Here is a 12,006-nt window from a genome sequence, read left to right on the forward strand (position 1 = left end):
TACTAAAGCGTTGAAAGAAGAATTTGGTATCGGACAAGAAACGCTGGAATTAGTGTTGGATGGATTGTTGAAACCAGGGCGTGACCCACGTGAAGAAGTGGCAGGACCAATCTTACGTAGCGATGTCTTGAAGATGGAAGACTTACAAGTAGGAATGGAACTCGAAGGAACCGTTCGTAACGTAGTGGACTTCGGGGCATTCGTCGATATCGGTGTGAAACAAGACGGCCTTGTTCATATTTCGAAATTGAAGAAAGGTTTCGTGAAACATCCAAGTGACGTCGTTGCAGTTGGGGATATCGTAACGGTTTGGGTGACGGAGCTTGACCTCAAAAAGGGTCGGGTCGGCCTCTCTATGATTGGACCGGAAAATAAATAATTACGCTGCTATTACTGTGTTCTGCAGGAACTCTTTATAGTAGCGACAATAGCTGTACCGGGGTGAGCCTGTAGTCTCACTCCCTACTGAGCCTCAAAGGGACTCTACGGATGACTCCTAGAGTCCCTAATTTGCATCAGTTACACTCGCTATTATCGCTACTATAGATTCCGAGCAGAACTCCGTAATAGCATTTTTTTATACAATCATAAAGATGCCTTAGTGGAGGGGAAGAGCGTATTGCGGTTCCTAGCAAGAAGTCTTTCTAATAGCGATAACAACTGTACCAGAGTGAGCATAGTGACTCACTTCATTTTTGAAAACTTATAAAGCAGGATTGGTGAGTGCACTGCTTTGGCTAGATGGAAAGATAGCATTCTCTTTTAGTTACTTGTACAGAAAAACTACTAACAAAGTGGAATGTAAAAAATAAGTTGCTGCATAAAGATGATTCCGAAAAGACTAACGGATTCTATCATCACAGTAACGTGATACGCATCGAAAGTGAGGGAGAAAGACAGAAATAGTCTAAATATATTTATGTATTTAGAGTATTTCGTTTTCTTTCCCCCACAAAGTTGAATAGGAATGAGCTAGCTAGTTACAGCGAAGCTCATTCCATTCAACCACTGTGCTTAAGCGGAGTAGGGACTTGTCCCGTACTCCGCGTTTGAATCTTCGAAGGTGAGAGACCCCGGGGCTCGAACCGGTGCAACGTTACAGTGATGATGAAGATATCCGTTAGGAAAGGCGGAATCATTTCTTTTATAAAGAACACGAACCAAAGCGAACTCTAAATTTTCAGTAAATTCCACATGCATTAGTGGTATTTTTTTATGGATGCAAGTATACTAGAATAGTATATGCATAACGGAAAGGGGAATGTGAGATGACTCAAAATCCTGCTTTAGTTCAGTTGACAGAAAATGCAAAACAAATCTATCAACTGATTTCAAAACAAAAAACACATCTTTGCTTGGCGAAATGCCCTGCTTTCGAAGAGATTATTGACACACAATTATTTGGTTTATCAAAACAAGTAGAATTTGCTGTAGCGATGGATTTAATCCATGCTAATGAAGGACATAAAATTATGGCGGATTTGGAGTATGCTTTAAATGATATGTATATCCAAATCTATGAAGAAACGCACCAAAAGTAGAGGAGGACTCTCATGTTAAATTTTCATGAAAAAATGAAACGCCTCCTAAAAGTAGATCCGCTGATTATGGGGTTATATGTATTGCTTTCTGTATTTGGACTAGTAATGGTCTATAGTGCAAGTAGTTATTATGCTTTAGTCAATCAAGGAAACTCCGAAGCTTTTATGGTAAAACAGCTCTTATATATCGTCCTTGGGGTGTTATTGGCGCTAGGAATTTCCATTCTCCCAGAGAAATGGATGAAGAGTGAGAAAGCAATGATTGCTTCCTTCGGGGTCATTTTTGTACTGCTGGTTGTCGTATTATTCACGAAAGGAATAAATGGGGCAAAGAGTTGGATTAATTTAAAAGTGTTTAACTTACAGCCATCTGAATTAGTGAAACTTTTTGTAATTTGGATTTCTGCTTATTTATATAGTAAGAATGAAAGAAGTAAACGAGATTGGAGATTCTATTTAGTCCCAGGGGGAGTCACTATCTTCCTCTTTGGAATGATTATGCTTCAACCCGATTTAGGGACGGGAATGATTGTTGTTGCAGTGGCGCTTTTACTAGGATTAATGACGGGCGTTTCCAATCGAGCGTTAGCTTCCTGGGGGGCAGTTTTTGCGCTTCTGTATGGAATTACGTATTTAGATGCATCCATTTTTGAAAAAATCGGACTAAAAGCCTATCAAGTCAGTCGTTTTACATCTTTTCATAATCCATGGGCAGATGCGAGAGGTTCTGGATATCAATCCATCCAAGGGTTTCTAGGATTATCTAGAGGAAATTGGTTTGGAACAGGGTTGTCCAATTCAGTTCAAAAAACGGGGTTCCTTCCAGAAGCTCATACGGACTTTATCTTAGCCATTGTTGGAGAAGAACTTGGCTTTGTCGTTATTTTTGTGTTGATGCTAGCCATTGTAGGGTTCATTATTGCGATGTTTTATAAAGGAAACAAGTGTAGGAGCTTGTTTGCAAAATACTTATGTTATGGAGTAGCGATTTTATTTTTAATCCAATCCGGAATTAATATTGGGGCGCTAGTCGGATTTGCTCCGTTAACAGGAGTTCCCTTGCCACTTATCAGTTATGGAGGATCTAGCTTCCTAGCCTCTAGTGTTGGGGTGGGCTTTGTGCTTTGGGCAATTCGAAATGACCAAAAAGAAAAAGAACCAACTCCTTCAAAAGAAGAAGCAACTCTAGAAGAAGAACAAAAACCAATAGAATTAAAAGCGATGTAGAAGGGAGAAAGAATGGAACAACAAGAAAGACAAGCACTCGTTGTTTGGTTGTATACATTGAAACCAATTAAACAATTGAAGCGATTTGGAAATATTCATTATATTTCAAAGCGTTTGAAATATATCTACTTATATGTGAACAAAGATGAAGTAGAAAGTGTGATGGAACGTTTATCTAATTTCCATTTTGTTCGTAAAGTTGAGCCTTCTCTTCGAAAAGAAATTCGAATGGATTTCACTCAGATTCTTCCTGAATTAAGAGAAGAAATTGAAAAAGAGAAAGCTGAACAAAAAGCTTCAGAGAGACTATAGAAAAATCCGTGTACTCACTTTGTACACGGATTTTTGTCATTTATAAAAAGAGACCGATGAAGATCGATAGTGTCCCAAGAATCGTAGCTACTACTAGAAAAAGAACGACAGAAGAATAGGAAAACACAATCCATTTTTTCCCTTCTCTTTCTGAAGAGAGTCGACGAGAGAATGATTTCAAAAAATCTGTACGACTTAAGTAGGCAAAAAGTCCTAACATTAAGAAAAGTAAAGCGCACATAAATAGAGCGTTGCTAAAGTGTAGAAAGGAGAAGCCACTGGTAATGCTCACGAATAGTGCACAAAGAAGAATGATGCAGCCGGAAAAGATTCCGATTTGTTTCAAATCGAATTTCATAAAGGTGCTCCTTTTCATTTATTCCTTACAATGTATCAGAAGTTTTGCAAAATCGCAATTCCTTTTGTGAAACTAATTAGTTGAAACTTTAATTCTTTAGATAGTATGATGAAAAAGAATTAGAAGATAAATAATGGAGGTGTAAGGTTGAAAAACTATCTTAAATATATCGCAAAACGTATTTTTTACATGTTTTTAACACTATTTTTAATTGTGACAATTACATTCTTTTTAATGAAACTATTGCCTGGGTCTCCATATGCCAATGAGGAGCAACTAACACAGGCTCAACTCGAAATTATGAATGCGAAGTATGGGTTAGATAAACCCGTATTCGTTCAATACTGGATTTATATTACGGGTCTATTCCGTTTAGATTTTGGACAATCTTTCCAATATAATTCGACGGTAGCGAATTTGATTTTTTCTAGGGTAGGACCTTCTTTCCAACTTGGATTCCAAGCGTTGATCTTTGGAACGATTGTGGGTTCTCTCTTAGGGATGGTGGCAGCCATGAGACAAAATACTTGGGTGGATACAATAGCAACTTTCTTTGCAATTATCGGTCGTTCTGTTCCGAGTTTCGTGTTCGCTGTCGTTTTACAATTGTTATTTGGGGTGATTTTCCCTATTTTCCCAATTGCTTTATGGAACCAAGGTTTTGTTTCCTCTATTTTACCGACACTAGCGCTTTCGATTTCTCCGATTGCTGACTCTGCTCGTTTCGTGAGAACGGAAATGGTAGAAGTATTGCATTCGGATTATATTGAACTTGCTAGAGCAAAAGGATTAAGTCGTTTTGAAGTGGCATTTCGACATGGATTTCGAAATGCGATTATTCCCCTCGTGACGATTCTTGGACCGATGCTCGTAGGATTGATGACAGGGTCGATGGTGATTGAGAATATTTTCTCGATCCCTGGTATCGGGGAGCAATTCGTGAAGTCGATTTTAACAAATGACTATCCAACGATTATGGGAGTAACGATGTTGTATTCAACATTATTAGTATTTGTGATTTTAATGGTCGATTTACTATACGCTTGGATTGATCCTCGTATTCGAATTACAGATGAAGGAGGGGAAGTATAATGGCAGAAGTATCTGAAAAAGATTTATTCCAAAGAGTGGATTTGAGTCGTACTGCTGACCGAGAAAAAATCGCTTCTCCGTCTTTAAACTTTTTACAAGACTCTTGGAGACGATTAACGAAAAATAAAGGGGCTGTATTTTCTCTAGTCATCGTACTAGCGATTATTTTGCTTGCTATCTTGGCTCCAGTGATTGCTCCGTTTGATCCTCTTGAACAAAATGTGCAATTTTCAAATTTACCTGCTCGTATTCCTGGACTCTTTAGTGGTCTTCGAAACGGTATAGATGTCTATGCGCAACAAGGAGTTCCTGAAGGTGTCAACTTCTATTTTGGGACAGATAATTTAGGAAGAGATTTATTTTCACGTGTTTTATACGGGACACAAACTTCTTTGATTATTGCCTTTGCTGCTGCTTTGTTTGATATTACTATTGGAGTGACTTACGGAATTATTTCTGGATGGTTTGGAGGACGGGTAGATACCGTTATGCAACGATTCTTAGAAATTATTTCAGCAATTCCAAACTTAATTATTCTTGTTTTAATGTTATTAGTGATGAAACCAGGTCTCGTTTCGATTATCGTTGCGATTGGGTTTACAAGTTGGGTAACAATGGCTCGTGTTGTCCGTGCGCAAACATTGAAATTAAAGAATCTTGAATATATTTTAGCTTCTCGTTCTTTAGGACAAAGCTTTTGGAAAATTGCCTTCAAGCATTTACTACCGAATATGGCAGGCTTGATTATTATTCAAACCATGTTTTCAATTCCTTCAGCAATCTTCTTTGAAGCCTTCTTAAGCTTCTTAGGAATTGGGATTCCAGTTCCGGATGCTTCACTCGGTTCTCTGATTAATGGAGGATATAAAACATTCCGTATTTATCCAAACTTAATGTGGTTCCCATCAGGAGTCCTTTGTGTTTTAATGATTAGCTTTAACTTATTAGCAGACGGACTTCGAGATGCCTTTGACCCGAAAATGAAAGATTAGGAGGATTCGAATGAGCGAAACAATTTTATCTATTGAAAACTTACGAATCCACTTCAAAACTTTCGCAGGAGAAGTACAAGCGATTCGTGGAGTTAATCTAACTTTGCAAAAAGGGGAAACTCTCGCTTTAGTGGGGGAATCAGGCTCTGGGAAAAGTGTGACTGCTAAAAGCGTGATGCAATTGTTATCAAACAACGCGATGGTTAAAGAAGGTTCTATTCTATTTAAAGGGGAGAATCTCTTAGAAAAAAGCGAACGTGAAATGCAATCTGTTCGTGGAAAAGAGATTGCGATGATTTTCCAAGATCCAATGACCTCTTTGAATCCAACCATGAAAATTGGACGACAAATTGCGGAAGTGATTATTAAACACGAAAAAGCTTCAAAAGAAGAGGCATATAAACGTGCAGAAGAATTACTAGAGCTTGTAGGAATTCCAAATCCGAAAGAACGGATGAAACAATATCCTCACCAATTCTCTGGTGGTCAGCGTCAACGGATTGTGATTGCTATTGCCTTAGCTTGTAATCCCGATGTGTTGATTGCCGATGAACCAACAACAGCTTTAGATGTGACGATTCAAGCACAAATTCTAGAATTATTAAAAGAATTGCAATGTAAATTCCAAATGGCCATCATCTTTATTACGCATGACCTTGGAGTTGTGGCCAATGTCGCAGACCGTGTTGCTGTCATGTATGCAGGTAAAGTTGTTGAAGTCGGAACTTCCGATGAAGTTTTCTATAATCCTCAACATCCTTATACATGGGGCCTCCTTCGTTCGATGCCGACTTTACATACCGGAGATACTCTTTATGCGATTCCGGGGTCACCACCAGATTTATTAGATCCACCTGTTGGAGATGCCTTTGCACTTCGAAGCGATGTCGCGCTTGAAATCGACCGCGTAAAAGAACCGCCAATGTTCCAAGTATCTAGGACCCATTTTGCAGCTACGTGGCTTTTGGATCCACGTGCTCCAAAAGTAGAAGTGCCTGAGGAGATTTTAAGAAGACGTAAAAACTTTTTTGGAGAAGGAGGTGCGTCTAATGACTAATACAACTGAAAAGAAGAAACTGGTTGAAGTAAAACATCTAAAACAGTATTTTGGATCGAAGAAAAATGTCGTAAAGGCCATTGATGATATCTCCTTTGATATATATGAAGGAGAAACTTTCGGATTAGTAGGAGAATCAGGTTCTGGGAAATCAACAACAGGAAGAGCACTATTACGCCTATACCAACCGACAGATGGGGAAATCCTTTTTGAAGAAAAAGATATTGCGACACTAAAAAAAGGGAAAGAACTTCTTGAGTTTCGAAAAGAAGCGCAAATGATTTTCCAAGATCCTTACGCTTCACTAGATAGCCGGATGAAGGTGCGTGATATTATTGCAGAAGGTATCGATATTCATCATTTGGCTGCCTCAAAAGAAGAACGAAACCAAATGGTCGATGAACTGCTAGAAACAGTGGGGCTAAACCGAGAACATGCCAACCGTTATCCGCATGAATTTTCAGGAGGTCAACGTCAACGAATCGGGATTGCCAGAGCGCTCGCCTTAAATCCAAAATTCATCGTTTGTGATGAGGCAATTTCTGCACTAGACGTTTCCATTCAAGCACAAATTGTGAATTTGCTAAAGAAACTCCAGAAAGAAAAAGGACTCACTTATCTCTTTATTGCTCATGATTTATCCATGGTGAAATATATTAGTGACCGGATTGCTGTCATGTATCGTGGCCGTATTGTGGAAATGGGCTCTGCTGAATGTGTCTATACGAATCCGCAACACGCCTATACGAAGAGTTTGCTATCTGCCATTCCTCTACCCGATCCTCGTGAAGAGAAAAATAGAAAACGAATTGTTTATGCAGGTGAAGATTTCAATGAGAATGCAACTCTGCAAGAAGTAGAACCTGGTCATTTCGTTTTAAGATAATGAAGAAATAGAGGAAAATCGTACTTTTTATGGAAGCTATAGACATTTTTGGTAGAATTCTGTAAAATAACAGTACTATCTGAATTAATAGATAGTCCGCTTTCGAACGCGGATGAATAAGGGTGGAGGATTTGGTGGCATTTCCTCGTAGGAAACCTTAATGAGAAGGGAGAGAAAGTTATGTCAAATCAAGTAGTTTTTGATAAAGTAGCTCAATTGATTGCAAACCGTTTTAGTGTTGACGCTTCAACAGTAACGGAAGGCATGACATTCCAACAAGACTTAGGCGCAGATTCACTAGATGTCGTGGAATTAGTTATGGAATTAGAAGATGAATTTGGAATTCAAATTTCTGATGAAGATGCAGAAAATATCACAACAATTGGAGACGCGGTAAATTACATTGCAAGTCATCAATAAGAAAATGGAGAAACCGGAAGTGGAAACTTCCGGTTTTTTTGTGTTCCTGCCAGAAACGTTGATAGAATGCGAATGTTGAGAAAAAAGAAGAAAGAAATGTCTTTTATTCGTGGACAAACGGGTTTTAATGTGCTAAAAATGCGATAATGACGAGATTTTTATGATTAAAAGTAAATGAGTTTTTGGTAAAAAGATGATGAAAAAGCTTCTTAAAGGGTTGCAGTAATGGGGGAATGGGAGTATCATTTACATTATTCTAATATCAATCCAATTTGGAGGGAAACACATGAACAAAAAAACAATTGCTGGTTTATTAGGTGCTGCTTCATTAGTGACTTTAGCTGCATGTAATAATAGCAACAAAACAAGTGGTGATTCTTCATCAAATGCTAAAACTGAAGAACGCAAATTCGCTTCTGATGTAACAAACGAAGGGACTGTTATCAAAGGCGGAACTATTAACTACGCTGTGGTATCTGCTTCACCATTCAAAGGGTTAATTAACCCATTATTATATGTGGACTCAGGTGACGGTAGTTTAGTAGACTTCGCATTCGCGTCATTATTTGAATTCGATGCAAACCAACGTATTAAAAAAGATGGCGGTATGATGGAGTTCACTCTAGATAAAGAAAATAAAATTGTAACATTAAAATTACGTTCTAAAGACTACAAATGGTCTGACGGACAACCTTTAACAATCGACGACTACATTTTCACTTATGAATTCGTAGGACGTAAAGATTACGACGGAGTTCGTTACGATGAAAATGCTGAAAACATCGTTGGTATGAAAGATTTCCACGAAGGTAAAGCAGATAAAATCTCAGGACTTGAAAAAGTGGATGACCAAACTGTTAAAATTCACTTAGAAGAAGTTTACCCAGCTTTAGAAATGGGTGGTAACGCAATCTTAGGACAAATGTTACCAAAACATGTCTTCAAAGATATGTCTTATGAAGATGCAGTTAAATCAGAAAAAAGCCGTACAGATGTTGTAGGTAACGGACCATTTGTCGTTGATAAAGTAGTTCCTGGTGAATCTGTAACATATAAGAAAAACCCTTACTACTACAAAGGCGAACCTAAAGTGGATGGCTTAAAAGCGGATGTTGTATCTCCAGATTCAATCGTCCAAGAAATGAAAGCTGGTAAATATGACTTTGCTTCAATGCAACCTGATCAATACGATACTTATAAAAATCTATCAAACATTAATTTATTAGGTACGATTACAAACTACATTTCTTATGTTGGTTTCAACATGGGTCATTTTGATAAAGATAAAGGGGAACACGTATTTGAACCAGGTAAGAAGATGAGTGATCCAGCTTTACGTAAAGCAATCGCTTATGCATTAGATAACGATCAAGTAGCAAAAGAAACTTACCAAGGATTACGTATCTCTGCTAACACATTATTATCTCCATTCTTTGGTGAAATCTATGCAAATAAATCAGAAATCCCAGGATTCACATATAAACCAGAAGAATCTAAGAAAATTTTGGCAGACGCTGGATACAAAGATACGGATGGTGACGGATTTGTTGAAGATAAAGAAGGGAAACCATTAACCATCAAATTATTAGTTCCTGTAGGAAGCCAAACAGAAGAAGCGATTATTCAACAATACATCGAATGGTGGAAGAATGTTGGTCTACGCGTTGAATTATTAAACGGCCGTGCGTTAGAATTTAACGCATATGCTGAAAAATTAACAAAATACGCGGATGACTTTGATATGTGGTTAGGTGCATTCACAATTGGTTACAACCCTGACCCAGATGGATTATACGGACCAAAAGCTCGTTTTAACTTCGGTCACTATGTAAACGATGAACACACTAAATTAATTAGTCAAATTGCTTCATCAGAATCATTTGATGCAGCTAAACGTGTTGAATTGTTCAAACAATGGCAAAAATTCGTGTTTGAAAATCCATTCGAACTTCCACGTTTCAACACTTACTCATTACAAGCAGTAAACAAACGTGTGAAACATGTAGATATCGCTCAAGGTAAAGAAACTGGATGGGAACAAGTAGAATTACTATCTGAAACTGGTGTTAAAGCTGAATAATTGAATAGTATTCGATTTAAAGGTCTCGCAATTGCGAGGCCTTTTTGTATGTAGAAGCATGTACTCAACCTAATGCTAAGTAGGAAAATAAAAAAAGAAAATCCATTCTAAACACCCTAGCTAAACCTAACTTAAAAATAATAAAGATTTTGCTTGCAAAAAATTAAAATTCTGTTAAAATTAACATCAAGTATTAATTTGTCAGACAATTCATCCGGAAGTTAGGATGGAATCGGAGTCTGAGAGTGGAGGAAAAATGAAAAAGAAGAGTTTATTATTCTTATCAGCTGCAGCGGCAGCAGTAACATTAGCAGCATGTGGAAATGCTAATAATGGAAATAGTGGAAACACTTCATCTGAACCAGCAAAAGCAAGTTCAAAATCAAAATTTAATGCAGAAGTTACTCATGAAGGAACTGCAATTAAAGGCGGAACATTAAAATACGCTTTAGTAGCAGCTTCACCATTCAGTGGTATTTTCATTGATGAATTATCAACAAACACTACTGACTCATCGATTGCAAGTCAAGTAGACCAATCAATGTTTGAATATGATGAAAACCGTAAATTAACCAATACAGGTTTAGCTTCATTAGAATTAGACGTGGAAGGAAAAACAGCTACTGTAACTTTAAATGCAAAAGACTATAAATGGTCAGATGGACAACCGTTCACTATTGACGATTATATCTTTGCGATTGAAGCAATCGGTCATAAAGACTATACAGGGTCTCGTTATAACGACCGTTACCAAAACATTGTTGGGATGAAAGATTTCCACGAAGGCAAATCAGATAAGATTTCTGGTGTAGAAAAAGTGGATGATTATAAAGTGAAAATTCACTTTGAAAAAATGTTACCTTCTATGCAATTAGCAGGTGGAGCGATTCCAGCATATACAATGCCAAAACATATCTTCAAAGATATTCCTGTTACAGAGTGGGAACAAAGTGACTATGTTCGTGGTACTAAAGTAGTCGGCTTAGGACCATTCACGATTGAGTCAATTGTACCAGGCGAATCTGTAACTTTAAAAGCGAACGAATACTTCTTTAAAGGTCGTCCTAAATTAGATAAGATGGTGATGCAAGTAGTTTCTCCAGATTCAATCGTTTCAGAAATGAAAGCTGGAAACTATGATATCGCAAGCATGCCAAGTGCTCAATACGAAGCGTTTAAAGATTTAACAAACGTAACATTCTTAAGTTCATTTGCGCCTGCTTATGAATATATTTCATTCAAATTAGGAACATTTGATAAATCACAAGGTAAAAACGTAACGAATCCAAAAGCAAAAATGAGCGATCCTGCTCTTCGTCAAGCAATCGGTTATGCATTAGATATCGATTCAGCTGGTGAAAACTTATACCACGGATTGAACTATGGTACAAACTCTATCATCTTACCATTCTTCAAAGACGTATATAATAAGGAACAAGAAGGATTTACTTATAATCCAGAAAAGGCGAAAAAATTATTAGATGAGGCGGGTTATAAAGATGTTGATGGTGACGGAATCCGTGAAAATAAAGACGGTTCTAAGTTAACGATTAACTTTGCCGCTCGTACTCGTGATGCAGCGAATGAATCATTAATCCAACAATACTTAATTTGGTGGAAAGAAATTGGTTTAGATGTACAACTCTATACTGGTCGTACAATTGAATCAAATAACTTTTACGTTAAAATTCAAGCAGATGATCCAGAAATCGATATGTTCTCTGGTGGTTGGGGAACAGGTTATGATCCAAACCCATCTAACTTATTTGGTGAAACAGCTAAATTTAACTTTGCTCGTTATGTAAACGAAAAAGGTACTGAAATTATGAAGAAAATTTCTTCAACAGATGCTTTTGACGATGCAAAAAATAAAGAATTCTACAAAGAATGGCAAGCATATGCTAAAGATGAAGCTTTCATGATTCCAACTTTAGTAGGGGATAGTGTTACTGCTGTAAATAAACGTGTGAAATATTATGACACTTCAATTGCAACAAGTGGTTCTAAATCTCAAGTTTACCAAATCGAATTGACTTCTGAA

Annotated in this window: 12 protein-coding genes; 11 read left to right on the forward strand and 1 reads right to left on the reverse strand. The window is 37.5% G+C overall.

Annotated elements, in window-relative coordinates; all coding sequences use genetic code 11:
• The 4 genes from ACO5V7_RS08375 to ACO5V7_RS08390 form a co-directional block, all read left to right on the forward strand.
• Positions 1–379, forward strand: a 379-nt coding sequence (locus ACO5V7_RS08375; protein ID WP_485485813.1) for a S1 RNA-binding domain-containing protein, incomplete at its 5' end; no start/stop codon positions are given.
• Positions 380–1,268: 889 nt separating this feature from the next.
• Positions 1,269–1,541: a DUF1507 family protein gene (locus ACO5V7_RS08380; protein ID WP_485485814.1), complete on the forward strand. Its 273-nt coding sequence runs from the start codon at positions 1,269–1,271 to the stop codon at positions 1,539–1,541.
• A gap of 12 nt (positions 1,542–1,553) precedes the next feature.
• Complete coding sequence (locus tag ACO5V7_RS08385; protein WP_485485815.1) at positions 1,554–2,768, forward strand: FtsW/RodA/SpoVE family cell cycle protein; 1,215 nt, start codon at positions 1,554–1,556, stop codon at positions 2,766–2,768.
• A gap of 12 nt (positions 2,769–2,780) precedes the next feature.
• Positions 2,781–3,080, forward strand: a complete 300-nt coding sequence (locus ACO5V7_RS08390) for a YlbG family protein (protein WP_005607343.1) — start codon at positions 2,781–2,783, stop codon at positions 3,078–3,080.
• A gap of 40 nt (positions 3,081–3,120) precedes the next feature.
• Here ACO5V7_RS08390 and ACO5V7_RS08395 read toward each other — a convergent pair whose 3' ends face one another.
• Entirely contained in the window at positions 3,121–3,438 is a 318-nt protein-coding gene (locus tag ACO5V7_RS08395; protein WP_485485816.1) for a hypothetical protein, read from the reverse strand.
• A gap of 147 nt (positions 3,439–3,585) precedes the next feature.
• On the opposite strand from ACO5V7_RS08395, the gene ACO5V7_RS08400 reads away from it, so the two are divergent.
• The 7 genes from ACO5V7_RS08400 to ACO5V7_RS08430 all read left to right on the forward strand — a co-directional run.
• Complete coding sequence (locus tag ACO5V7_RS08400) at positions 3,586–4,530, forward strand: ABC transporter permease (RefSeq protein WP_485485817.1); 945 nt, start codon at positions 3,586–3,588, stop codon at positions 4,528–4,530.
• Positions 4,530–5,522: an ABC transporter permease gene (locus ACO5V7_RS08405; RefSeq protein ID WP_298650627.1), complete on the forward strand. Its 993-nt coding sequence runs from the start codon at positions 4,530–4,532 to the stop codon at positions 5,520–5,522. The genes ACO5V7_RS08400 and ACO5V7_RS08405 overlap by 1 nt, the downstream gene beginning before the upstream one ends.
• A 10-nt stretch (positions 5,523–5,532) precedes the next feature.
• A complete protein-coding gene (locus tag ACO5V7_RS08410; protein ID WP_485485818.1) occupies positions 5,533–6,579 on the forward strand; it encodes an ABC transporter ATP-binding protein in 1,047 nt (348 codons plus the stop codon).
• Positions 6,572–7,465, forward strand: a complete 894-nt coding sequence (locus ACO5V7_RS08415; protein ID WP_485485819.1) for an ABC transporter ATP-binding protein — start codon at positions 6,572–6,574, stop codon at positions 7,463–7,465. Before ACO5V7_RS08410 ends, ACO5V7_RS08415 begins: the two co-directional genes overlap by 8 nt.
• A 180-nt stretch (positions 7,466–7,645) precedes the next feature.
• Positions 7,646–7,885, forward strand: a complete 240-nt coding sequence (gene acpP, locus ACO5V7_RS08420; protein WP_485485820.1) for an acyl carrier protein — start codon at positions 7,646–7,648, stop codon at positions 7,883–7,885.
• A 286-nt stretch (positions 7,886–8,171) separates the two neighbouring features.
• Positions 8,172–9,965: an oligopeptide ABC transporter substrate-binding protein gene (locus ACO5V7_RS08425; RefSeq protein WP_485485821.1), complete on the forward strand. Its 1,794-nt coding sequence runs from the start codon at positions 8,172–8,174 to the stop codon at positions 9,963–9,965.
• 256 nt (positions 9,966–10,221) lie between these two features.
• On the forward strand, positions 10,222–12,006 hold a 1,785-nt coding region (locus tag ACO5V7_RS08430; protein WP_485485822.1), incomplete at its 3' end, for an oligopeptide ABC transporter substrate-binding protein.

Source organism: Granulicatella sp. (assembly GCF_057274575.1).

Excerpts from the sequence above, each read along its gene's own strand:
- ACO5V7_RS08380 (WP_485485814.1), top strand. The coding sequence starts at position 1,269 with ATGACTCAAAATCCTGCTTTAGTTCAGTTGACAGAAAATGCAAAACAA.
- ACO5V7_RS08385 (WP_485485815.1), top strand. The coding sequence starts at position 1,554 with ATGTTAAATTTTCATGAAAAAATGAAACGCCTCCTAAAAGTAGATCCG.
- ACO5V7_RS08390 (WP_005607343.1), top strand. The coding sequence starts at position 2,781 with ATGGAACAACAAGAAAGACAAGCACTCGTTGTTTGGTTGTATACATTG.
- ACO5V7_RS08395 (WP_485485816.1), bottom strand. The coding sequence starts at position 3,438 with ATGAAATTCGATTTGAAACAAATCGGAATCTTTTCCGGCTGCATCATT.
- ACO5V7_RS08405 (WP_298650627.1), top strand. The coding sequence starts at position 4,530 with ATGGCAGAAGTATCTGAAAAAGATTTATTCCAAAGAGTGGATTTGAGT.
- ACO5V7_RS08410 (WP_485485818.1), top strand. The coding sequence starts at position 5,533 with ATGAGCGAAACAATTTTATCTATTGAAAACTTACGAATCCACTTCAAA.
- ACO5V7_RS08415 (WP_485485819.1), top strand. The coding sequence starts at position 6,572 with ATGACTAATACAACTGAAAAGAAGAAACTGGTTGAAGTAAAACATCTA.
- acpP (WP_485485820.1), top strand. The coding sequence starts at position 7,646 with ATGTCAAATCAAGTAGTTTTTGATAAAGTAGCTCAATTGATTGCAAAC.
- ACO5V7_RS08425 (WP_485485821.1), top strand. The coding sequence starts at position 8,172 with ATGAACAAAAAAACAATTGCTGGTTTATTAGGTGCTGCTTCATTAGTG.